This is a genomic window from Tabrizicola sp. BL-A-41-H6 (assembly GCF_050632395.1).
Classification (GTDB): Bacteria; Pseudomonadota; Alphaproteobacteria; order Rhodobacterales; family Rhodobacteraceae; genus JAUYQR01.
The window spans coordinates 3,968,937-3,990,675 of the sequence record NZ_CP192600.1; the positions used below are offsets into that span (position 1 = coordinate 3,968,937).

A 21,739-nucleotide genomic window follows, 5' to 3' on the forward strand; every position below is an offset into this window, starting at 1 on the left:
CCGACGGTGTTTGGTTGAAATGCGTCTGACGTTTCATGGTGCGGCAGGGGGAGTGACCGGGTCCTGCCATCTGCTCGAGGTGCAGGGCCGACGCGTATTGGTCGATTGCGGCATGTTTCAGGGTGGCCGTGAACTAGACGAGGACAATGCCCAGGATTTCGGCTTTGATCCCGAGACGGTTGACGTCCTTTTGCTGACACACGCGCATCTAGATCATTGCGGGCGCATCCCGCTTCTGGTCAAGCGCGGCTTTACCGGCGAGATCATCTGCACTGCCGCGACGAAAGACCTGACGCGCCTTGTGCTCCTCGATTCTGCGCGTTTGCATCAGGAAGAGGCTAGGCGGCGGCATCGGCATGGCGGCGGTGACGAGCCGCTTTACGACACGATCGACGTGATGGACAGCCTCGACCGGTTTGGTCGCGTCGCAAGATATGGCAGCAAGATGGACCTTGGCGCCGGCATCGTCGCGGAGTGGTTCGATGCTGGTCATATCCTTGGATCGGCCAGCATCTGCCTGACGGTTGGCGCAGACCGGCAAGGACGGCGCATCCTGTTTTCGGGCGACATTGGTCCGGCCAACCGGCCGCTCCTGAACAGCCCCATGCCACCGTCGGGTGTGGATGTGGTGGTCATGGAAAGCACCTATGGTGACCGCGACCACCGACCGCTTGACCGCTCGGTCGAAGAATTGAACGACGCGATTGGCCAGACTTTGGCGCGAGGCGGAAACGTGATCATCCCGACCTTCGCGCTCGAACGCGCGCAGGAACTTCTTTTCGCCCTGCGCCAAGGGCGCGAAGCGGGGGATCTGCCGCGCGCCTTGCAGGTGTTCCTCGACTCGCCGATGGCGATTTCGGCGACGCAGATTTACCGCCGCCATCCGGACGATCTGAAGCCCGAGATCGCGGCGCTGCTGGCGCGCAGGGTAGATCCGTTCGCGATGCCCGGCCTGCATTTCGTCGAAGAGGCGTCGGAGTCGATGGCCCTTAACGCGATACGGTCTGGCGCCGTGTTCATCGCCGGATCGGGCATGTGCACCGGGGGCCGGGTGCGCCACCACCTGCGCCACAACCTTGGCCATGCCGATTGCAGCGTAATTTTCGTGGGATTTGCCGCCGAAGGCACCCTTGCGCGCATCATCATCGACGGGGCTAAATCGGTGAAGCTGTTCGGCGACGAAATTGCCGTTCGGGCAAACATCCATACGATCAACGGCTTTTCTGCCCATGCCGGGCAATCTGATTTGATCAATTGGCACCGTCGCACGGGCTCACCTTCCGTGACTTTTCTTGTACACGGCGAAACGGCGGCGCGTCAGGCTCTTGCAGGTGCTCTGCATGGCACCCGGGTGGAACTGCCGGGCCTGCACCAGCACTACGACCTGTGACTCTCGGACTTCGCATCCTCACGGCAGAAGGCAGCGCAGATGGAGCCCAAGGATTGTAAAACGTCAGGATACCTCCTGTCGGGCAGTGGGGCTGAGACCCGGAGCCATGAGCGGCTAACCGGGTCGGTCGAATATGAGGGTAAGGGCGGGCTTTTCAACGCAAGGAAGACCAAGCCCTCCAGCAGGCTGGATGCGCGCGTCAGTCATGCAGATCCGCCGACGTTGAGCCAGGCTCATGGCTGAGGTACCGGAAGCCTGGTGGTCCTGCACGGCCGCGGAACTGCTGGCCGCTCTTGGCACCGGCGAAGCAGGTCTGGACGGGGCCGAGGCTGCGCGACGTTTGGCGCTCGTGGGGCCGAACCTTGTAGCGTCGCGGGATGACCGCGGCTGGGCAGGCCTGCTGCTACGCCAATATGAAAGCCCGTTGGTCTTGATTCTGATCTTCGCCGCGCTGATTTCGCTGGTCGTGCAGGAGTGGACCGAGGCCGGAATCATTCTGGCGATTGTCGCAAGCAGCACCCTGCTGAGTTTTGCGCAGGAATACCGCGCGGCCCGTGCAGTGCAAGCGCTTCGAAGCCGGCTCGCGCTGTCGGTAAGTGTTCTGCGTGGCGGCGAGATCGAGGCGATCCCTGCAGAAGCGGTGGTGACCGGCGACATCGTGCAGCTTTCGGCTGGCAACCTGATTCCGGCGGATGGGGTCGTCATCGAGGCGCGGGATTTCCTTGTGAGCCAGGCCGCCCTGACCGGAGAGTCCTTTCCGGTCGAGAAACGTCCTGCGCCCTCGCCGGTTGCGGCGACTTTGATCGACCGCACGAACGCGGTGTTCCTCGGCACCTCGGTGCGCAGTGGGACCGCGCGGATGCTTGTGGTCACCGCCGGAAGCGGCACCGCCTACGGCGCTATTGCCGAAAGGATGGGGCAACGTGACCCCGAGACGGATTTCGAACGCGGTTTGCGCCATTTTGGCGCGCTCTTGATGCGGGTGATGATGGTCATCGTGACACTGGTCCTGACTGCAAACTTGCTGTTGGACCGTCCGGTGATCGACAGCCTGCTTTTTGCCGTGGCGCTGGCAGTGGGTCTGACGCCGGAACTCTTGCCCGCCATCGTAAGTGTCACGATGGCCGCTGGTGCGCGGCGGATGGCGAAGGCGGGTGTCCTTGTGCGCCGTTCAGCGGCGATCGAGAACCTGGGGACAGCAGATATCCTCTGCACCGACAAGACCGGCACGCTGACCACCGGCCAGATGGTGCTGAGTGGCGCGACCGATCCCGTGGGGCAGGCATCCGACGCCGTGTTTCGCTTTGCGCTGATCAATGCGCATTTCGAGACCGGGATCGAGAATCCGCTCGATACAGCCATAATCGCGGCCGCGGAACGGCGTGGGATTGACTTGCCGGGCAATCCCAAGGTGGACGAAATTCCCTACGACTTTCTTCGTAAGCGGCTGACGATCGTCGTCGATCTGCCAAATGAGGAAGCTCATCTTGTGGTCACAAAGGGGTCATTCGATACCGTCCTGACCTGCTGCGACACCTTCGATGCCCCTGATGGCCCACGACCACTTGATCCTGAGACCCGCGCGAGTCTGGCCGACTTCGTCGCCGCAAGGGGCGCTGAAGGGGTTCGCGTCCTGGGGGTGGCAACCCGCCGCCTTGCACCGAAGTCGCGCTATGAAGTCAGCGACGAAGCTGGAATGACGTTTGCGGGCTTCCTTCTGTTCATCGATCCCCTCAAAGCCGGGATCGACAATACGCTGACGGCGCTGGCGGCGCTGGGCATTTCGGTGAAGATAATCACCGGCGACAACCGCCATGTGGCCGAACATGTGGCTCGCGCCGTGGGTCTGGAGCCAACCGTAATCACCGGGGCCGAGCTGATCGCGACCCGGGACGAGGCGCTCTGGCATCTTGCGGAACATTGCAACGTGTTTGCCGAGGCCGACCCGCAGCAGAAAGAGCGGATCGTGCGGGCCTTGCAGACACGCGGGCATTCGGTGGCCTACCTGGGCGACGGCATCAATGACGCCCCGGCGCTACGGCAGGCGGATGTTGGCATATCCGTTGAGGATGCCGTCGACGTGGCGCGCGAAAGCGCCGACATCGTACTCATGGCCCCGGACCTCGACATCCTGCGCCAAGGGATCGTGGATGGCCGGAAAACCTTTGCCAATACGTTGAAATACATCTCGATCACCACGAGTGCGAATTTCGGCAACATGATCAGCATGGCGCTTGGCACCTTGTTCCTGCCGTTCCTGCCCCTGACGGCGGCGCAGATCCTGCTGAACAACTTCCTGTCCGACATTCCCTCGCTGGCAGTGGCAAGCGATCGGGTCGATGCCGAAGCTGTCGCCCGGGCGCCACGCTGGGATCTGCGCGCGATACGGAGCTATATGGTGGTGTTCGGGCTGGTGAGTACGGTCTTCGACCTTTTGACCTTCGGTGTGTTGATCTGGGTGTTCCATGCGGACGAAACGCTGTTCCAAAGCACCTGGTTCACAGTGTCACTTCTTACGGAACTGGTTGTGGTGATGGTCCTGCGCACCCGCCGTGTTTTCTGGTCGAGCCAGCCAGGCAAGGTGCTTCTGGCCGCAACGGTTGCCGTAGCAATGCTTGCGTTGGTGATACCCTGGTTGGGGCCTTTCGCGGGACTGTTAGGGTTTTCAGCCTTGCCAATGCCGGTGTTGGCCAGCAGCCTGGCAATCGTGACGCTCTACGCAATTGCCACCGAAGGCGTGAAGCTGGGCGTTCGATCTGCCTTTTCAATGTGATCAAAGGCGGCGACTGCCTTGACCCCATTCCGCACGGCTGATGCGACGATTGCGTGCCCGAGTCTTGTAGATTCCCTTACCCAGACAGCTTCGCCCTAGCCGCCGTCGTTGCGCTTGGAAAGGGCTTTTCCGAAGATCGCTGCAACGCGCGCTTCGGCAGCGCGGTAGGCCGCGAAATCCTTTGACGTGGCTTTGACGCCAAACTTGGTGGCCATGATCGTTGCTGCCACTTCGTCGGCAGATGCCCCTAGGCCTTCAAGGCTTAGCCGACCGTCCGCCACGCCCGCTTCGATCCAGCGCGCGATATGCCCTGTTATCCGGGTATGGGCTTCTTGCACCGCAGGCTGCGTGAACGGGGTGTCCGCCGAGAGAATTTCGTCAGCGTGGGGCGAGTTCATCATCGCTTCCATCGCATCGCCGTCGATAGCGTGAAACGTCGCGAGCAGGGTGTCGACCGTGTCGCCCGCTGTGGCCAGCACCTTCAGGACGGCCTTTTCCGACCGTTCGAAATGTGTGCGGACCAGCGCATTGAAGATGTCTTCCTTGCCAGCGTAGTGGAGGTAAAGCGCTGGCCGCGACATGCCCGCCCCAATGGCGATGTCGGCCATTGACGTGCGTCGCAAACCATAGCGGGCGAAGGCCGTGAAAGCTGCGCGCAGAATGGCGGCATCCTTGGGGTCGATGGTAGGGCCAGCCTCGGTGTCCATGCCTTCGTATTGCAGAAATCGGGCTCTCCGTCAAACCAGCAGTAGACATAATGACAGTTTTAGTCCAATTTGTCAAAAATAGGAGGCCAAGCATGAGCTATTCCCTTTCCATCAATGGCGTAACCCGCCAGATTGACCTGCAGGGCGACGTGCCGCTCCTTTGGGCGCTGCGCGACGGCCTCTCCCTGACCGGCACCAAATTCGGCTGTGGCGTTGCTGCTTGCGGCGCTTGCACCGTCTTGATCGACGGTGAGGCGGTGCGCTCATGCCAAGTCTCGCTTGCTGATGCTGCGGGAGAGATCATTACCATTGAGGGCCTCGGCCAACCCGGCGCTCTTGCGCCGCTGCAGCAGGCCTGGGTTCAGCATCAAGTTGCGCAATGCGGTTACTGCCAGTCCGGCCAGATCATGCAGGCAGCAGCGCTTCTGGCCGCGAACCCGGACCCTACCGATCAGAACATTGATGACGCCATGCAAGGCAACCTCTGCCGCTGCGGCACATACCCCCGTATCCGAGCCGCAATCCACGACGCCGCCAAGATGATGAAGGCAGGCTGACATGGCGTCCTGGAAAACAATCACCCGCCGTTCGTTCATCGTGCTTGGCGCGGCTGTCGTCGGTGGAGCAGCCTTCGGGGCCTACAAGGTGGCCGAGGTACCGGTGAACCCGCTCCTTCCCACGCCCGGCGCCACCCCGCTGAACCCTTGGGTCATCATCAACGCCGACGGCATCACCGTCATCGCCCCCCGGGCCGAGATGGGGCAGGGCATCTCCACAACCCTCGCCGCGCTCGTCGCAGAAGAGCTTGACGTCGACTGGGCCCAGATCCGTGTGCTGCACGGTCCTCCGGCGCAGGCATACTACAACGCTGGCTTCGTTGATCGCATGTCGAATGAACCCGACTACATCCTGTCCAAGGCTGACAACACGCCCAATGCCGTCCTTGCTGCCCTGCCTAAAATCCTGTCGCTCCAAATGACCGGCGGCTCTACCGGCGCGATCGGAGGCTTTCACCAGATGCGTCTTGCCGGTGCGGGCGCTCGTGAGGCGCTGAAGGCCGCTGCCGCCAAGCGACTTGGCGTTTCGCCCGACACGCTGAAAACCGAAGCTGGCACTGTTATCGGCGAAAAGACTTTCACCTACGCCGAACTTGCCGAGGAAGCCGTGACGATGGTTCCTGCGGATATCGCGCTCCGCGATCCTTCGACCTGGCGCTTTGTCGGCAAAGCTATGCCGCGCCTTGACATGGTGGCTAAGTCAACCGGGACCGAGACATTCGGTATCGACATCACCCTTCCGGGCATGAAATTCGCCACCGTCCGGATGAACCCCAAGCGCGGCGGGCCGATGACCAGCTTCGATCCCGCTGCCGCCTTGGCCCTTCCCGGCGTCGATCAGGTGATCGGCCTCGGCTCGGGCATTGCCGTCGTCGCCAACAACACGTGGTCGGCCATGCAAGCCGCGGCATTGGTGGATATCCAGTGGGGTCCAGCCGACTATCCCGCCGATACCGCCGCCATGCTGGCCCGCATCGAAGCAGCTTTTGCCACCGCGCCGGACTCGCGTCTTCGCGATGATGGCGACGTTGAAGCCGAGCTTGCCAAAGGCGACGTGATCGAAGCCGAATACCGCATTCCGTTCCTTGCCCATGCTGCGATGGAACCGCTGAACGCCACTGCATGGGTCAAGTCGGATGGCGCGGTAGAGGTGTGGTGCGGCAATCAGGCTCCAATTCTGACCCGGGATGCCATCGCCACGGCTCTTCGGACCGACAGCGCCAAGGTTACGCTGCACACGCCCCCCATGGGCGGCGGCTTCGGTGGCCGCACCGATCCGGTTCCCGCCATTTTTGCCGCTCGCGTCGCTGCCGCGATGCCCGATACGCCGATCAAGGTGACGTGGAGCCGTGAGGAGGACATGACACAGGACTATTACCGCCCGGCCGCGATTGCCCGACTTTCGGGTCGGCTGGACGGTGGCAAGGCAACTGCCCTGTGGGGGCGCACTGCCGCCCCTTCGGCCACCCACAGCGCACTTGGCCGGCTTATCGGTTTCGCGCCCCCCGGCCCGGACCGCGCCACGGTCGAAGGCGGCTTTGACCAACCCTACGGCTTGCCCAACTATCGCTACGACGGCCATCTTGCCGACCTTAAAGTCCCCTTGGGCTTTTGGCGGTCCGTCGGCAACTCAATGAACGCATTCTTCCTGGAAAGCTTCATCGACGAGCTTGCCGATGCCGCCAAGACCGATCCCTTGCAGTTCCGGCTTGATCTGATGGGCGACACTCACGCGCCATCGGTTACCCTTCTGGAAACCGTCCGCGACATGTCAGGCTGGGACACGCTCAAACGTCCCGGCTTCGGGCGTGGTGTTGCTTTCTGCTACTCCTTCGGGACGCCCGTGGCAGAGGTGCTCGAGGTGCAGGACACCCCCGCTGGCATCAGGCTGACCCGAGCATGGATCGCCTGTGACCCAGGCCTTGCAATGGACCCCTCGATCATCGAAGCGCAGATGACCGGCGGAATGGTCTATGGTCTTTCGGCTGCGGTTCAGGGCGCGATCAGCTTTGCCGACCAACAGGTAGTCGAGCTGAATTTCCCGGACTACGACCCACTGCGAATGCACACCACGCCAAGTTTCGAGGTGAAGATCCTGCAGAACAACGGCACCTTTGGCCATATCGGCGGCGCTGGCGAACCGGGCACCCCCCCCGCCGCACCTGCCCTTGCAAACGCGCTTTTTGATCTGACCGGCACCCGCGCTCGTGAACTTCCGCTAAACCGAACGTTTAATTTCATGGCCTGATCGGTAAACCGGTCGGTCCAACGGTCGCAGGCTCGTCGCGAAGGGAACCGGTCGCAGCCTTCGGACGTTGAGTTTCGTCTGGAACCGAACTTTGTTGCGGGCAGGTCCGCACAGACGAGGCGGATCGGAACCGTGGGGAAGCATGTTCGACACCGAAGCCTCGGCGGGCTACGCCAGCGAAGCGCGCACTGGCCTGACGCGCCGTATCACATTACCGACCCTTGCCACGATCGCCGTCGTCGCCGGCATCCTGCATTTCGGCGCGGCGGTGTTCCTGCCGCTGGCCATCGCAACGTTGATCAGCTTCGCGCTGTCGCCGCTGGTTTCGGTCTTTCGCCGACGCGGCATCGGGCGCACGCTTTCGGTCCTGCTGGCCGTCACAATCGCGTTCGGTATTCTGGGCACCATCCTGTTCTTCATGGGCGGCCAGTTGACCTTGGTCATCGAACAACTGCCGACGTTCCAGTCCAACATCATCGCGAAACTTGAGGCGCTGCAATCAGGTGACGGGCCATCCGGTGTGCTGGGACGCTTTGTCGACATGCTCGCGCGCATCAACGAGGAGATCAGCAATGCGCTGTCGGCAAATACTGGCAGCGCAACCGCACCGGGCAGCGGCGAACCGATGCCGGTCGCTGTGGTCGAAACCCAGAATATCTGGCAGGTCATCAACGAGATCGTTCTGCCTGTGGTCGCCCCGATCGTGACCGCGGGTCTGGTCGTCGTCGTGGTCATCTTCATGTTGATCGAACGCGACGAACTGCGGGACCGGTTCATCCGACTGGTAGGGTCAAACGACCTGCACCGTACGACCGAGATCCTTGAAGATGCAGGATCGCGCGTGGCGACCTATCTTCTGATCCAGCTTCTGGTGAACACCATCTATGCGGTGCCGGTCGGGCTTGGCCTTTGGATCATTGGCGTGCCGAACCCCAGCCTGTGGGCGATGATGACACTGGTCCTACGCTTTGTCCCCTATCTGGGCAGCATCATGGCCGCCGCGATTCCGCTGTTCCTCGCGTTCGCGGTGTCGCCGGACTGGTCGATGGTGCTGTGGACGGTGGCGCTGTTCGCCACGGTTGAACTGGTAACCTCGAATGTCGTCGAGCCTTGGATATACGGATCGCGCACCGGGCTTTCTCCGCTCGCCATCATCATTGCGGCAATCGTCTGGACATCGGTCTGGGGCCCGATGGGGCTGATCCTGTCAACACCATTGACCGTATGCTTGGTGGTGCTGGGGCGTTACCTGCCGCAGTTCGAGGTGTTCGATATCCTGTTTGGCGATGAACCGGTGCTGCGCGCGCATACGCGGCTGTATCAATGGTTGTTGATCGGCGACATGGTCGAAGCGACATCGCATGCGGAAGAGGAACTGGAAGAAAGCCACCTGTCGGATTACTACCGCGATGTCGGCATCCCGGCCCTGCTGCTGGCTCAGGCTGACTACGACCGCGGTGTGCTCTCGGAGGTGCAAGAGGAACGCATTGCCCTGTCGGCACGCGAGTTCATTACCGTGCTTGAGCCATTAGTCGCGGACCACCTGGCCTTCGATCGCGATGGTCCCGTCTCCGATCAACTGCCGACAGAAGTGGTCAACGCCCTCGTTTCGGGTGGGCGCAGCCGGCTGGACGAGGTCGCGGCGGGCATGTTCGGTCAGGCACTGGCCGCCGAAGGTGCGGCAGTGACGGTCGTTCCACGCGGAAAATTGAATCACATTGCAACCAATGTGCCCGAGGCTGCGACCGCGAAGGTCGTGATCCTAAGCTACCTTGATCCAAGTCCGGCGCGAGCGTCCTTGCTGATCATCCGACGGCTGAAGCGGGCTTTGCCGCAGTTGCGTGTGGGCGTGGTGATCTGGCAGATGCCCTCCGGCATGACCGACGATGGGTCCGAGCCGCTGCGCCACCCTAGTGTCGACGCCGCCCTGCGATCGGCCGAGGATATCGGTGCCGATTTCGTTGCGACAACGATGGACGATGCGCTGCGGATGGCGATGGCTGATGAACCGCCCCGCTTGCTTGACAAGGAAGGTCGGCCCCGGGCGCGGCGGCGAAATGCTCTTCGTGCCGCGGCGCCGCTCCGGGGGGAACCGCTGGCCGCATCCTGACGTTTTTCCATTGCGCAGCCAGCGCAATCGAAAGGATGGACGATGCAGACAATCACCACCCCTACCCCGGAGGAAGTGCGCGACGATCAGCCTACCGAAACGGTCGAGGACGCCTTGGTCTCTCTGCATCGGCGGTCGGTCGATAATGTCGCCGGTTTTGCTGCAATGGTTTCGCGCGCCGAACCGGGCTTTCTTGTCGTGGCCCAACGGTTCCAGGATCTGCACCAGCGCCATGCCGATAGCGTAGCGCAAATGCTCCAGGTCCGTGGATTGCAACCCGATGCCGACGGTTCTTTCATGGCGACGGTCAACCGGGTCGTGGTCAGCCTTCGCAGCCTGTTTGACGATATCAATGCCGATGTGATGCACCAGATCCGCAGGGGCGAGGAATGGACGCTGGACGCTTTCGACAGCGCCATCGCCGCATTGCGCGACGCGCCCGAGGTTGCCAGTCTGCATGAAATGCGCGCTGAACTGACGGAACTTCTGGCCAAGTCGCCTGCCCCTGACTGAACGGTTGCGGAGCCGACCAGTCAGGTGGGAAATTTTCAGGCCTGCAAGAAAGACCAAGCAAATCGGAGGTCACCAGTTCGATACTCCAGAACCAAGGCGAATTCGTACAAGGGAGAGTCGGCAGGCGCAGGTTCGGCGACCTGCTTGTTGAGGCTATTGACTTGGCGCGCCGCAATCCGGCTGCGGTCGCGGTGTATGACAATCGCAGGCTTCCTGCTGGGGCGCATGATCGGTCCCATGGTCATCATCCAGCCCATGCTACGGGATTGCTCTTGCGGAGCGCGACCGTCATTAGGTGTGCTGTCCGAAAATGAGAAAAGGCCCGCGCATTGCCCGGGCCTTTTGTTGTCCAGGGTGCAGCTTAGCGCTGCGGGAGGCCCTCAAGTTCTTCTTGAGTCATTTGGACATAAGCGCGCAGCGCGCCGCCTTCTGCCTGCTGCATGATCTGCATCTTGGAAAGCTCGATCGCAACCGGCTTTTCACCGATCCCAAGGAAGCCGCCCACATCGACGATCACTTGGGCAGCCTTGCCGGTGTCATCCAGGACGATGTCCGAAATTTCGCCGACGTCCTCGTCATTCTGTCCGTAGACGCGAACCCCCATCAATTGGTCAGCGGTCAGGCTGGTTGGGTCCATTTCTGTATAGCCCTCGCCCGGTTTTGCCATGCTTTCCGTCGCGGCGGTTGCGGCATCGTCCGTTGCGGCAGCCGCGTCATCAGTAGCGCTTTCGGTGGCGGCCATGCCACCAGCTTCACCTTCGGTAGCAGCAGTGCTGTTGGCGCCTTCACTCAAGGTGCCGTCCGTACCGTCGTCTGCCGCGCCCTCCGTAGCTGCACCTGTCGCCTCACCCTCGGTCGCAGTAGCCGCGGTGTCTGTCGAAGTTCCTGCGTCTGTAGCGACTTGGTTTGTGCGGACGTATTCCGGCGCGCCTTCAAGTACCGTCCTGTCGGCATTTATGACGAGGAAGAAGTCGCTCATGTCGTCAGGCGTGGCGCTGTCCGAAACGAAACGGATGCTCTCCATCGACAAGGCAACCTGTCGTTCGCCCATTCCAAGAAAGCCGCCGATGTCGACGAGTACGGAATCGACACGACCATCACGGGTAAGGATCACATCGTTGATCTCACCGATATCTTTCCAGTCCTGCTGGACGCCGTCGAATTCATCGGCGTCGATTTGCGCTTCGGCAGCATAGACGCGCTTGCCGATGAAGTCGGAGGCGGTGATTGCGGTCGGATCGACCTCGGTACGGAACAAGTCCTGAGCCGAAGCCGACGAGCCGAGTACCAAGGCAATCGCTGTACCAAGTAGAAGGGTTTTCATGGGTTTCTCCTAGCAAAGAGGCTGAATGCGCCCACTCGGGGCGCTTGAAAACCCAACCCGCAGTCGCCGCGGCGGTTCCGAGATTTCCAGACTCTGCACCTCGTCGGCGAGCAATCGCACAGCCCCAAAAAAATTTGCGATGGTGGGGAACCGAATGCGCACTGGGGTGTTTATGAAATGCCTGATCGCAAGGATGTCCCTCCCTGGCGATCAAAAAAAGCGGATCTTCCCTGTCCGCAGTTGGCGTTTGCCGCCGATGATCCTGTTTCCCTTGCAGAGATCGTCGGCGGCGTTTTCTTTTCTACTGAGATACATAAATGCGAAGGCCTCGGGCTTTTGCCCGAGGCCTTCAGCTAATTCAGGGCGGGATTACTTCAGACGGTCGACAACCCCTTGGGCAAAAGCCGCGATCATCGCTTCATAGTAGACGCGGGTGTCGGCCGGCAGGACCGTCACGTCCACGTCAGCCGGAATAAGCGGCAACGCAGTGTTCACGTCGACGGTAAGCTCGTACTTCCCGAACCGCGTGTTGTCCGAGGCGTGAGTCATCGTCACGTCGCCAACCAGACGCGTATCGGCCAGGCCGAGGTTCTCTTCGAACCCGTTCGAAAGCGAGACCTCTGCGAGGTCGATCTTTACGTCTACACCGTCGTCAGACACTTGATCTTCGATCTTGGCGACGATCGCGTTTTCAAGATCGTCAGCAATCGAGGTCCAGTATTCAGCGGCGCGGGGATTTTCGATGGCAGAGAGTTCGACCTCCACGTCAACGCTTTTGACGGTAGCTGCGGTGCCGGCGGTGGTAAGGCTAAGCGCGGCAAGGCTGCCAATGGCCAGAGTGCGGAACATAAGTGGTCTCCTGGGTAAGGTGTGCGCAGCGAACAGTTGCTGCCAGCCCATGGAGAACGCGCCCGCACCGTTCCGGTTCCCCGGAATGGAATACGCCTGCCCGGTGCGTCTGGGCAGGCTGTCACCAAAGATCATGCATTCAGGGTTTCGGTGCTGGCAAAGAACATTGCCTGCGAGACCGCTGAGCGCACCTGATCCTCCGCATAGGGCTTTGTGATCAGGAACGCTGGTTCCGGTCTTTCGCCAGTCAGCAATCGTTCAGGGAAGGCGGTGATGAAGATCACTGGGGTGTCACCCGTCATCTTCAGAATGTCATTCACCGCATCGATCCCCGACGAGCGGTCGGCAAGCTGGATATCGGCCAAGATCAGATCAGGCCGCTCGCGGCGCGCAAGTTCCACCGCTTCGCTGCGCGTGGCTGCAATGCCGGTGACGTCATGGCCCATTTCCCGAACGATGGCCGCTATATCCATCGAGATGATCGCCTCATCCTCGATGATCATCACCCGGCCCGAGACCGAGGAGTGCATTTCACGCACAGCGGTCTCGATCAGATGCACGACGTCGTCCTGATCGGTCTGCATGATCTGCGCAATCTCGCCCATGTCAAAACCTTCGATGGCATGCAACAGCATCGCCTCGCGAGTGTTCGGCGTGAGATGCGCCATGTGGGCCTGCGCGGTGGCGGATAGCCGGGTATCGGCCTCGCCAGTTGGTGCTCCGGCGCTGGACCAGACAAGGTGGAACGCATGGAACAGGCCGACTTTGGGGTCCAATTCCGGCGCCAGCGCAGCGCTATCAGCCAGGATCGCCTCGAGTGTGGCAGCCGCGTAGTTGTCGCCGGTGGTTTGGCTTCCCGTCAAGGCGCGGGCGTACCGACGCAGATAGGGCAGGTTGTGCGTGATCGCCGTGACAGACGGCTGCATAGCGCGGGCTTGCATCGTTTATTTTACTCCCAATCAAACTGTCCCGGAACCAAACGCATTGGTGCGACGTTTGGTTCCATGATAAAGAGGCGGCAGAAACAAAGATGTATGCGGACGTGGTGGACAGCAATCCCAAGAACCGGATGCGTCTTCAGATCGACGAGAACCTGAAACGCATCTATGGCGAGACCCTGAGCGAGCCTGTCCCTGACAGACTTATGGCTTTGCTTGACGAATTGCGCAAGAAGGCGGCCGCCACCGATGCCGTCGATCCATCGGATTTGCCGTGAAGCAACCTGCCGCTGATGGCGCTTTACCACCATTGGGAAGCGTCGCATGACCAGCAGTGAGCGCAGGCCGATTGCGTCGCGCCTTGCCATTCGATTTGCGATCATTCTCGCTCTGGCCCTGCTTCCGGCAGGCGTCATTGCATTCATCAAGACCGATGCCTTGGAGAACGAGATCGAGGCTCGCAATGAAGCCGCATTGTTGGGGGCCACGGTGCAGGCCGCAATGGCCGAGACGGGTCTGATCCGACGCGTGCGGGGCATGGTGGCCAGCCTGTCCCACGTTGCTTCGGAAGTCATTGACGACCCGGCCGCCTGCTCCGAATTGATGCGGGGTGTGGCCAATGAAGAACCCACCGCGTCCTTGGTCGCATTCATTCCCGTCTCGGGGCTGATGACCTGCTCGTCGGTCGGTCGGACATACGCCTTTTCCGGCAACCCCTTCTTTGAAAAGGTTGTTCGGCTGCGCGAACCGGGCTTCGTGGTAAACCCCCGCGGGCCGGTTTCTGGCACTTCGGTACTAGGTATCTCGCATCCCGTGCTAAGTGCGGCGGGCGATTTTCTGGGCTATGTCGTGGTGTCGCTGCCGCACAACGCATTGAACGACCTTCGGTTGGATGCATTCGGCGACACCCTTGGCACCACGAGCGCGCCCATTGAGTTCTGGACCTTCGATCGGGACGGAACTTTGCTCACCTCGAACCTCGACCTCGCCGCCGCCGCAGAACGCATCCCTGCCTCGCACCCTTTGACTGAGTTTGTTGGCACCGGGTCGTCGGTGCTGCCGGAAATTTCGCGGGACGGTCGGGACATGACTTATGCGGTCGTGCCGATCGTGCCCGGCGACCTCTACCTGATGAGCGCATTTCGGCGCGAAGTTACTGATGTTGGGGGGGGCCTTTCCGCTTATATGCCATCGCTTCTGATGTGGCTGATAGGCTTGGTTGCCGCCGGTCTTGCCGCCGAATTTCTGGTGACGCGGCACGTGCGCACGCTTAACCGCGCCATCGTTAGCTTTGCGCGCGGCGACCGGCGCCTGCAGGCGATCGACCTCGACAACGCCCCGGTGGAACTGCACGAACTGGCGTCGGCCTATACCTCGATGACCGAGAGCATCACCCGAAGCGAAGCCGAGCTGGAAGACTCGGTACACCAGAAGGAAGTCCTGCTGCGCGAAGTCCATCACCGCGTGAAGAACAACCTCCAGCTCATTTCGTCGATCATGAACATCCAGCTGCGCAGCGCCGAAAGTGCCGAGGCCAAGACCCTTCTGCGCAACCTGCAAGAGCGGATCATGTCGCTGGCAACGGTGCACCGCGGGCTTTACCAGACCAGCGGTCTTGCCGATGTCAGGGCGCGTGAGCTGATTCCCGACATCCTGCGCCAGATCACCTCGATCTCGTCCGGGCCAGAGCGGCCCTTCGTCACCGAGACCGACATCGACGATCTGCGGTTGGTTCCAGATCAGGCGATCCCCCTGTCGCTGCTGTTAGCCGAGGCTTTGACGAACGCGATGAAACATGCTGGCGCCACGCGAGATCGGCCCGGGAAACTACGCGTCCGTCTGAAACGGTCTGGCGGCAGCGAGGCGGTCTTGCAGGTCAGCAACAGCCGCCCCGATGTGACCATGCGTGCGCACATTCCCGCCTCCAGCACCGGGATCGGCACGCAGTTGATCATGGCCTTCGTCCAGCAATTGGGCGGCCGCATCGACTCGGGCGAGGATGACACTGAATATCACATGCGGGTCACATTCCCCGTCTCGCCCCTCGTGACGGCCGAAAACCGCGAACGAAGCGAGGCTTTGTCAGATTAGTTCGGGAACGATCAGGTTCGATAGCGCGTTGCCCAGACGTGCCTGAAACCAGATCGAGAGTGCGAATGCCGGGCGCCACGCGGTCAGTGAAGATCCTGCTGACAGCAGCCGAAGCGTACCCGGCGCTTGAACGCGCTTTTCTGGCGGCCAAGACCGAAATCTGGGCCAGTTTCATGATCTTCGATCTGTCCACGCGGCTTCGGTCCGACGAAGCGCTCGCCATCGGCAAAACATGGTTCGATCTTGTGATCCACACGCTCAATCGCGGCGTGACGCTGCACATTTCGATAAGCGATGTCGATCCGATCGCACGTGCCGCCATGCACCGCGCCGCTTGCCGCCACCAACGAATGTTCGAAGCCGCCGCGGGCGTGGCAGAGCCTGGTGCAAAACTTCATGTCAGGCGCCTGCGGCATGTGGCCGAGACGGGCGCGCTGATCCGGATCCTGATCTGGCCCTACATCATGCTCAAGGTCCTTCGCACTGCCCGTTGGCTGAACCGGCTGAGACCTGCAAATCGGCAAGCGGCGCTGCGCGACATGGAAGGTGCAGTCCGAAACCTACATGTGCGCAAGGACGGCACGGTAAGGCCAAAGTTGCGCTCGTTGCCGCGCCTGTTTCCGTCGCTGCATCACCAAAAGCTCGCGGTTATCGACCGCAGGCTCCTGTACATTGGCGGTCTCGATCTGGACGAGCGCCGTTATGACACCCCGTTGCACCGCCGGCCCGGTGACCAGACCTGGCACGACGTGCAACTGATGATCGAAGGCGCGGTGGTGGCCGAGGCGCAAACGCACCTGGAAAGTTTTCGCGACGTGATCGACGGGCGCATGGCCCCGGCCAGAACAAGGCGCCTGTTGCGCACCCTGTCGCGTCCGCGTCGGCACAGTCTCTGGCATTTTGGGCCCGAACCGCTGGTCAGCGAGTTCTTTTCAGCCCATGTCGTTCTGGCACGCCGCGCCAATGACTTGATTTATATCGAAACCCAGTATTTTCGCGACCCAGCGCTCGCCAAGGTTCTGGCCGATCAGGCGCGCCGCAAACCATCGCTCAAGATGATCCTCATCCTTCCGGCTGCACCAGACGATGTCGCCTTCGATGGCCGGCGCGGGCTGGACGCCAGGTTCGGTGAAGCGATGCAAGCCCGCGCGCTGCGGATTCTGCGAAGCGGTTTCGGTGCGCGGCTGTTCGTTGGCTCGCCGGCGCAGCCGCGACCGGCCCTGCCGGATGGCAAGGCCGACCCGGCCGACCGTCGCGACAGGCATTTTGGCGCGCCGTTGGTTTATGTGCACGCGAAAGTCTCGGTATTCGACGATGTGGCGGCAGTTGTGTCCTCGGCCAACCTGAATGGACGCAGCCTTCGGTGGGATACCGAGGCGGGGGTCTATCTGAACGCGCCGAACGATGTACTGGAACTGCGCCATCGCGTCATGGCGCATTGGTTGCCGCCCGATTCCGGTCCGGACGCGTTTGATCTGCAGACGGCGCTTCACTTCTGGAAGCAACACGCGTGGCGGAATGCTGCACGGCATCCGCGCGAGCGCGAAGGCTATCTCCTGCCGCACGACTTTGCTGCCGCCGAAGCGTTTGGCCGAAAGCCGCCGATCTTGCCTGGCGAATTCGTCTGATTGCCTAAGGGCGGAACCTGATGGCCCATCAGGGGGTTTCCCTTGCAAGGGGCACTTCCGCCCGGAACAAGGAGACTGCCATGAATTGGGATCAGATCGAAGGCAAATGGAAGCAGTACGCCGGCAAGGCAAAGGAAGCCTGGGGCGACCTGACCGATGATGACCTTGATCGCGCCGCCGGCAAACGTGACCAGATGATCGGCCTTGTGCAGGAAAAATACGGCAAGACCAAAAACGATGCCGAACGCGAAGTCGATGACTGGTTCCGTCGGCTCTGAGAACCGTGTGAATGCAAAGGCGCGCCTTCGGTCGCGCCTTTTTCATGGCGGTTCGTCGCGTTCGATCGCCGCCGCGGTGAAGGTCGTATTCGCACAGTGCGCGCAGACCGTTTCGTCCTGATCGGCCGGATTGCCGCACGCTTCGCAAAGCCGCGAAGCCAGACGGAGCGGAACTGGCAAATTCACTGTATGCGGCGGCAAGAGGGCAAGCCCACTGACAGTACCCCGGTTGCGGAACACGCTGAAGGTGCCGCTGGTTTCCAGCCGTGCATGAGCCACGCGCCCAAGGTTGCGAATGCCATGCTCGCGCAGCCCTTCGAACAGTTCCTCACGGCTGACCTTCAGTGCACGCAGCGCTTTCAGGTCAATCCTGCCGTTGTCCACTACCGCGACGCTTCGGCCCGAAAACACCCGTCGCACAAGGCGGCTTTCGACCATCCCAATATCAATCAGCTTGTTGATGACGACGACCAGAGTGATCACGGTCATGGCGTGAAGGAGCGGGACATCACCGTAGAACATTGCATCTCCGACAGCCGAGCCGAGGGCAACGACCAGAAGGAATTCGACCACCGACATCTGACCGACGCCGCGCCCACCGATCCACCGGATCAACAGCAACGAGTAGGCATAGATGATCAATGTTCGGATCACGATTTCCAGCAAGAAGCCGATCGGCTCGTCGCCGATGAACATCTTGTGCCAGTCTATCGCTTGGACGGCGTCCTGCATCGGTAAGCCCCCCACGGCCGGCTTCGCAGCCAACGCGGCAGGCTTCGGATCAGTTCCGCGATCTAGACCTCTAGCGCGTCAACTCTGCCAGTCGGGCCCCACCTCTGGCAGCAGGATCGACGCCAGAAGCTCGCGTGTCGCGGCGGCTTTCGGGCTCTCGAAAACCTCGGCGCTGGGTGCATTTTCAACGATTACACCCTTGTCTAGCACGATGATGCGGTTGCACAGACGCCTGATCACCGAAAGATCGTGGCTGATGAAGGCAAGCGTTAGCCCAAGGTCTGCCACCAGCCGTTCCAACAGTGTCAGCACCTGCGCCTGAGACGACACGTCGAGACCTGAGACGATCTCGTCGGCCACGATGAAATCGGGGCGCAGCGCGATAGCGCGGGCGATGCCGACGCGCTGGCGTTGGCCGCCAGACATTTCGTGCGGGTGGCGTGTTGCAAAGCGCTGGCCAAGGCCGACTGCATCCAGCGCCTCGCGCATACGGTCGGCGGGGTTCGCAACGCCGTGCAAAGCAAGCGGACCTTCGATGATCTGCGCGACCGTATGGCGCGGGTTCAGCGATGACATCGGGTCTTGGAAGATCATCTGGAAGCGGCGTCGCAAGGGCCGCAGGGCGCGTTCCGGCAGGTGACTGATATCCTGCCCGTCGAAGTGAACCGTGCCCGATGTCGGCTCCAGCAGCCGCACCAGGGTCCGCGCAAGCGTGGATTTGCCAGACCCCGAGCCGCCGACGATGCCGACGATCTCGCCCTTCGCGATGGCAAAGTCCACGCCCTTGAGTATGTGGATGCGCGGCGCGGCGCCAAGAATCGGCTTGCGGTTCAGGTCAGGCAGGGACAAGTGCAGATCGGTGATCCGAAGAAGCGCGGTCATTGCACCCTCCGGTCATGGGCGTCCACGTCCGCCTGCACTGCGGCGATGACGGCCTCTGGGATCGGCAGAAGGCTCGCCTCCGGGTCGGTGTATTTCGGCGTGGCGGCAAGTAGCGCACGGGAATACGCATGTGTCGGGCCGGAAAAGTAGGCGTCGGTGGTCGTGTCCTCGACCACCAGACCGCCGTAAAGGACCGAGATTTGCTGGCATACCTTGGCCACCACTCCAAGGTCGTGGGTGACGAACAAAAGCGCGGTGCCATGCCGTGCCTGCATCGCGGCGATCAGTTTCAGGATCTGCTTCTGCACCGTCACATCCAGCGCCGTGGTAGGCTCATCGGCAATGATCAGTTTTGGTTCTGCCGCGAAGGCCGAGGCGATCAGGATGCGCTGGCGCATCCCGCCCGACAACTCGTGCGGATAGGCACGCAGGACGCGGGTGGGATCGGCGATCTGCACCTCGTCCAAAAGCTCCTTTGAGCGGGCGTCGGCATTGGCGCGTGTCCAGCCTAGAATGTCGACGAGCCTGTCGGTGATCTGCGGCCCGATCCGGCGTGAAGGGTTGAGTGCGGTCAATGGGTCTTGCGGGATAAGCGCCGTGGACGCGCCGATCAGGCGGCGGCGTTCGGGGGCGGGCAGGGTCAGAAGGTCAGTGCCATTGAGGATGATCGAACCGCCGGTAATTTCGACGGCGCGAGGAAGGATGCCAAGAATGGCTTTTCCGATCATCGACTTGCCCGCGCCGCTTTCACCGACAAGCCCGCGTACCTGGCCTGCTTCCACAGTCAAAGACACCCCGCGCAGCAGCCGGTGGTCGGACCCCCTTATGCGGGCAGAGAGATCGGTGATTTCCAGAAAGCTCATCGTAACACCGGATCGTAGCGGTCTTTCAGCCCCTCGCCCAACTGGCTGAAAGCGAGGACGGTAAGGAACAGCGTGATCAGCGGAAACACCAGCACCCACCATGCCTGATGCACCGACGTCCGCCCTTCGGCGATCATCCCGCCCCAAGTGGGATCGTCGGTTGATATCGACAGGTTCACGAATGACAGGATCGCCTCGACGATCACTGCGATGCCCATCTCCAGCGTCAGGAGGACGACGATGGTCGGCAGCACGTTCGGCAGGATTTCACGCAGCATCGTGCCAACTCGGCTGCGCCCCGCGACGCGGGCCGATGCCACGTAATCCATCGCGCCCTGCGCCATCGCCTCGGCGCGCACGACGCGGGCAAACCGTGTCCAGTCGATCACGACAATTGCGATGATGATGGAGGAAAGGCCCGGGCCGAGAACGGCGATCAGAAGGATAGAGAACAGGACCGGCGGAAAGGCCATCCAGATGTCGATCAGGCGTGAGATCACCAGATCGACCCAGCCGCGCAGGAACCCGGCCAGAAGCCCAAGCGTCGCCCCGATAAGGCAGGTAAGCGTGCCGGCAACCAGCGCCACGATCAGTGCAATCCGCGCACCGTGCAGGATGCGGCTAAGCACATCTCGGCCGAGGCTGTCGGTGCCCAGCCAGTAGCCCGGTTCGGTGCCAGCCATCCAGAAAGGCGGCAGACGGCCAAGAAACAGGTCTTGTGCCAAGGGATCATGCGGCGCGATCCACGGGGCGAGAAGGGCCACTGCGGCGACAAAGGCGATCCATCCGGCGGAAAGCCATAGCCGCAAACCGGCACGGCGGCGAAGCAGGGCGCGGGCGTCAGCCATGCCGTAGCCTGGGGTTCAGGACGGCATACAACAGGTCAACGACAAGGTTTACGGCGGTGAAGATCACCGCGAACAGGATCACGATGCCCTGAATCAGCGGCAGGTCGCGGTTGATGACTGCGTCGATCGCCATGTTGCCAAGGCCTTCGTAGGAAAAGAGCCGCTCGATGATGACCGTCCCACCGATCAGAAAGGTGAACTGCACGCCGACCAGCGTCAGCGTCGGCAGGATCGCGTTCGGCAAGGCCTCGCGCAGGATGACGTGACTTTCACTGTAGCCCTTGGTGCGCGCTAGGGTGACGTAATCAAGGTGCATGGTTTCCTTGAGCGACTGCTTCAAAAGCTGCCCGATGATGGCTGCCAGAGGAATGGCAAGGGCAAGCGCGGGCAGGAACATGTGGCTGACGATATCGAGCCACAGGTCAAAGCGCAGGCGGACCAGGCTTTCAAAGAGGTAGAAGTTGGTGGTGAACGGCAACTCCAGCGACGGTGTTATGCGGCCCGAAATATGAAATATCGGCACCAGCACCCCGAAGGCGAGGATCAGTAGCAAACCCCACAGGAAATCAGGGATCGAAAGTGCCATTCCGTTGGTGATGTCTATGCCCGCCTCGGTCAGCGTGTCGCGTTTGCGGGTGCCGGTCAGCGCCGCAATGCCCCCAAGCATGACCGCAATGACCAACGCCATCAGCGACAGTTCCAGCGTGGCGGGAAGGCGACCAAGGACAAGGTCCAACACGGGTTGTCGGGCGGTGATCGAGGTCCCGAAATCGCCGTGCAACACACCGCCAGCCCAGATCAGGAACTGTTCGGGGATCGTCTTGTCCAGCCCGTACTGTGCGGTCAGGCGGGCGATGTCGTCATCCGTGGCACCGGGGGGCAGCATCATCGCGATGGGATTGCCCGGCACGACGCGCACCACGACGAAAACGATGACAGCCACGCCGATCAGTGTGATCGCCGTGGTCAGCAGGCGGTGAAGGATGGCGCGAAGAAGCTGCATGATGG

At 61.6% G+C, this 21,739-nt stretch carries 20 protein-coding genes; 11 read left to right on the forward strand and 9 right to left on the reverse strand.

Annotated elements, in window-relative coordinates; all coding sequences use genetic code 11:
* The first annotated feature begins 52 nt into the window (after positions 1–52).
* Together ACROUL_RS19545 and mgtA are read left to right on the forward strand one after the other, a co-directional pair.
* Positions 53–1,390 carry an MBL fold metallo-hydrolase gene (locus ACROUL_RS19545; protein ID WP_431301092.1) on the forward strand — a complete coding sequence of 446 codons (1,338 nt, stop codon included), beginning with the start codon at positions 53–55 and terminating at the stop codon, positions 1,388–1,390.
* Positions 1,391–1,625: 235 nt separating this feature from the next.
* Positions 1,626–4,163 (forward strand): magnesium-translocating P-type ATPase, encoded by a 2,538-nt coding sequence (gene mgtA, locus ACROUL_RS19550; RefSeq protein ID WP_431301093.1) that lies wholly within the window; start codon positions 1,626–1,628, stop codon positions 4,161–4,163.
* Between the two features lie 95 nt (positions 4,164–4,258).
* On the opposite strand, the gene ACROUL_RS19555 is transcribed toward mgtA, so the two are convergent.
* The gene (locus tag ACROUL_RS19555; protein ID WP_431301094.1) at positions 4,259–4,870 is read right to left on the reverse strand and encodes a TetR family transcriptional regulator; all 612 of its coding nucleotides are present in this window, start codon (positions 4,868–4,870) and stop codon (positions 4,259–4,261) included.
* Between the two features lie 92 nt (positions 4,871–4,962).
* On the opposite strand from ACROUL_RS19555, the gene ACROUL_RS19560 reads away from it, so the two are divergent.
* From ACROUL_RS19560 to ACROUL_RS19575, 4 genes are all read left to right on the forward strand, one after another.
* The gene (locus tag ACROUL_RS19560; RefSeq protein ID WP_431301095.1) at positions 4,963–5,427 is read left to right on the forward strand and encodes a (2Fe-2S)-binding protein; all 465 of its coding nucleotides are present in this window, start codon (positions 4,963–4,965) and stop codon (positions 5,425–5,427) included.
* 1 nt (position 5,428) lies between these two features.
* Positions 5,429–7,675 (forward strand): molybdopterin cofactor-binding domain-containing protein, encoded by a 2,247-nt coding sequence (locus tag ACROUL_RS19565; RefSeq protein ID WP_431301096.1) that lies wholly within the window; start codon positions 5,429–5,431, stop codon positions 7,673–7,675.
* 142 nt (positions 7,676–7,817) lie between these two features.
* Positions 7,818–9,785 (forward strand): AI-2E family transporter, encoded by a 1,968-nt coding sequence (locus ACROUL_RS19570; protein ID WP_431301097.1) that lies wholly within the window; start codon positions 7,818–7,820, stop codon positions 9,783–9,785.
* 42 nt (positions 9,786–9,827) lie between these two features.
* Positions 9,828–10,298 carry a DUF2383 domain-containing protein gene (locus tag ACROUL_RS19575; protein WP_431301098.1) on the forward strand — a complete coding sequence of 157 codons (471 nt, stop codon included), beginning with the start codon at positions 9,828–9,830 and terminating at the stop codon, positions 10,296–10,298.
* Positions 10,299–10,659: 361 nt separating this feature from the next.
* On the opposite strand, the gene ACROUL_RS19580 is transcribed toward ACROUL_RS19575, so the two are convergent.
* Positions 10,660–11,622, reverse strand: coding sequence for a PRC-barrel domain-containing protein (locus ACROUL_RS19580; RefSeq protein WP_431301099.1), 963 nt, complete (start codon positions 11,620–11,622; stop codon positions 10,660–10,662).
* Between the two features lie 177 nt (positions 11,623–11,799).
* On the opposite strand from ACROUL_RS19580, the gene ACROUL_RS19585 reads away from it, so the two are divergent.
* Positions 11,800–11,979, forward strand: a complete 180-nt coding sequence (locus ACROUL_RS19585; RefSeq protein WP_431301100.1) for a hypothetical protein — start codon at positions 11,800–11,802, stop codon at positions 11,977–11,979.
* Between the two features lie 12 nt (positions 11,980–11,991).
* Here ACROUL_RS19585 and ACROUL_RS19590 read toward each other — a convergent pair whose 3' ends face one another.
* Both ACROUL_RS19590 and ACROUL_RS19595 read right to left on the reverse strand, forming a co-directional pair.
* Positions 11,992–12,471: a hypothetical protein gene (locus ACROUL_RS19590; protein ID WP_431301101.1), complete on the reverse strand. Its 480-nt coding sequence runs from the start codon at positions 12,469–12,471 to the stop codon at positions 11,992–11,994.
* Between the two features lie 131 nt (positions 12,472–12,602).
* On the reverse strand, positions 12,603–13,412 hold the full coding sequence (locus ACROUL_RS19595) for a response regulator (protein WP_431301102.1): 810 nt from the start codon (positions 13,410–13,412) through the stop codon (positions 12,603–12,605).
* An 89-nt stretch (positions 13,413–13,501) separates the two neighbouring features.
* Here ACROUL_RS19595 and ACROUL_RS19600 point away from each other — a divergent pair, with 89 nt between their 5' ends.
* The 4 genes from ACROUL_RS19600 (at position 13,502) to ACROUL_RS19615 (ending at position 17,406) form a co-directional block, all read left to right on the forward strand.
* Positions 13,502–13,687, forward strand: coding sequence for a NepR family anti-sigma factor (locus ACROUL_RS19600; protein ID WP_431301103.1), 186 nt, complete (start codon positions 13,502–13,504; stop codon positions 13,685–13,687).
* A gap of 46 nt (positions 13,688–13,733) precedes the next feature.
* Positions 13,734–15,500, forward strand: a complete 1,767-nt coding sequence (locus ACROUL_RS19605; protein ID WP_431301104.1) for a sensor histidine kinase — start codon at positions 13,734–13,736, stop codon at positions 15,498–15,500.
* 86 nt (positions 15,501–15,586) lie between these two features.
* Positions 15,587–17,128, forward strand: coding sequence for a phospholipase D-like domain-containing protein (locus ACROUL_RS19610; protein WP_431301105.1), 1,542 nt, complete (start codon positions 15,587–15,589; stop codon positions 17,126–17,128).
* 80 nt (positions 17,129–17,208) lie between these two features.
* The gene (locus tag ACROUL_RS19615; protein WP_305570960.1) at positions 17,209–17,406 is read left to right on the forward strand and encodes a CsbD family protein; all 198 of its coding nucleotides are present in this window, start codon (positions 17,209–17,211) and stop codon (positions 17,404–17,406) included.
* 42 nt (positions 17,407–17,448) lie between these two features.
* Here ACROUL_RS19615 and ACROUL_RS19620 read toward each other — a convergent pair whose 3' ends face one another.
* The 5 genes from ACROUL_RS19620 to ACROUL_RS19640 all read right to left on the reverse strand — a co-directional run bounded on the left by ACROUL_RS19620 (position 17,449) and on the right by ACROUL_RS19640 (position 21,734).
* On the reverse strand, positions 17,449–18,138 hold the full coding sequence (locus ACROUL_RS19620; RefSeq protein WP_431301106.1) for a DUF421 domain-containing protein: 690 nt from the start codon (positions 18,136–18,138) through the stop codon (positions 17,449–17,451).
* Between the two features lie 78 nt (positions 18,139–18,216).
* On the reverse strand, positions 18,217–19,020 hold the full coding sequence (locus tag ACROUL_RS19625; RefSeq protein WP_431301107.1) for an ATP-binding cassette domain-containing protein: 804 nt from the start codon (positions 19,018–19,020) through the stop codon (positions 18,217–18,219).
* Positions 19,017–19,883: an ABC transporter ATP-binding protein gene (locus ACROUL_RS19630; RefSeq protein ID WP_431301108.1), complete on the reverse strand. Its 867-nt coding sequence runs from the start codon at positions 19,881–19,883 to the stop codon at positions 19,017–19,019. The genes ACROUL_RS19625 and ACROUL_RS19630 overlap by 4 nt, the downstream gene beginning before the upstream one ends.
* The gene (locus tag ACROUL_RS19635) at positions 19,880–20,731 is read right to left on the reverse strand and encodes an ABC transporter permease (protein WP_431301109.1); all 852 of its coding nucleotides are present in this window, start codon (positions 20,729–20,731) and stop codon (positions 19,880–19,882) included. The genes ACROUL_RS19630 and ACROUL_RS19635 overlap by 4 nt, the downstream gene beginning before the upstream one ends.
* Positions 20,724–21,734: an ABC transporter permease gene (locus ACROUL_RS19640; RefSeq protein ID WP_431301110.1), complete on the reverse strand. Its 1,011-nt coding sequence runs from the start codon at positions 21,732–21,734 to the stop codon at positions 20,724–20,726. Before ACROUL_RS19640 ends, ACROUL_RS19635 begins: the two co-directional genes overlap by 8 nt.
* Positions 21,735–21,739: the final 5 nt, after the last annotated feature.

Excerpts from the sequence above, each read along its gene's own strand:
- mgtA (WP_431301093.1), top strand. The coding sequence starts at position 1,626 with ATGGCTGAGGTACCGGAAGCCTGGTGGTCCTGCACGGCCGCGGAACTG.
- ACROUL_RS19555 (WP_431301094.1), bottom strand. The coding sequence starts at position 4,870 with ATGGACACCGAGGCTGGCCCTACCATCGACCCCAAGGATGCCGCCATT.
- ACROUL_RS19560 (WP_431301095.1), top strand. The coding sequence starts at position 4,963 with ATGAGCTATTCCCTTTCCATCAATGGCGTAACCCGCCAGATTGACCTG.
- ACROUL_RS19565 (WP_431301096.1), top strand. The coding sequence starts at position 5,429 with ATGGCGTCCTGGAAAACAATCACCCGCCGTTCGTTCATCGTGCTTGGC.
- ACROUL_RS19570 (WP_431301097.1), top strand. The coding sequence starts at position 7,818 with ATGTTCGACACCGAAGCCTCGGCGGGCTACGCCAGCGAAGCGCGCACT.
- ACROUL_RS19575 (WP_431301098.1), top strand. The coding sequence starts at position 9,828 with ATGCAGACAATCACCACCCCTACCCCGGAGGAAGTGCGCGACGATCAG.
- ACROUL_RS19580 (WP_431301099.1), bottom strand. The coding sequence starts at position 11,622 with ATGAAAACCCTTCTACTTGGTACAGCGATTGCCTTGGTACTCGGCTCG.
- ACROUL_RS19585 (WP_431301100.1), top strand. The coding sequence starts at position 11,800 with ATGCCTGATCGCAAGGATGTCCCTCCCTGGCGATCAAAAAAAGCGGAT.
- ACROUL_RS19590 (WP_431301101.1), bottom strand. The coding sequence starts at position 12,471 with ATGTTCCGCACTCTGGCCATTGGCAGCCTTGCCGCGCTTAGCCTTACC.
- ACROUL_RS19595 (WP_431301102.1), bottom strand. The coding sequence starts at position 13,412 with ATGCAAGCCCGCGCTATGCAGCCGTCTGTCACGGCGATCACGCACAAC.
- ACROUL_RS19600 (WP_431301103.1), top strand. The coding sequence starts at position 13,502 with ATGTATGCGGACGTGGTGGACAGCAATCCCAAGAACCGGATGCGTCTT.
- ACROUL_RS19605 (WP_431301104.1), top strand. The coding sequence starts at position 13,734 with ATGACCAGCAGTGAGCGCAGGCCGATTGCGTCGCGCCTTGCCATTCGA.
- ACROUL_RS19615 (WP_305570960.1), top strand. The coding sequence starts at position 17,209 with ATGAATTGGGATCAGATCGAAGGCAAATGGAAGCAGTACGCCGGCAAG.
- ACROUL_RS19620 (WP_431301106.1), bottom strand. The coding sequence starts at position 18,138 with ATGCAGGACGCCGTCCAAGCGATAGACTGGCACAAGATGTTCATCGGC.
- ACROUL_RS19625 (WP_431301107.1), bottom strand. The coding sequence starts at position 19,020 with ATGACCGCGCTTCTTCGGATCACCGATCTGCACTTGTCCCTGCCTGAC.
- ACROUL_RS19630 (WP_431301108.1), bottom strand. The coding sequence starts at position 19,883 with ATGAGCTTTCTGGAAATCACCGATCTCTCTGCCCGCATAAGGGGGTCC.
- ACROUL_RS19635 (WP_431301109.1), bottom strand. The coding sequence starts at position 20,731 with ATGGCTGACGCCCGCGCCCTGCTTCGCCGCCGTGCCGGTTTGCGGCTA.
- ACROUL_RS19640 (WP_431301110.1), bottom strand. The coding sequence starts at position 21,734 with ATGCAGCTTCTTCGCGCCATCCTTCACCGCCTGCTGACCACGGCGATC.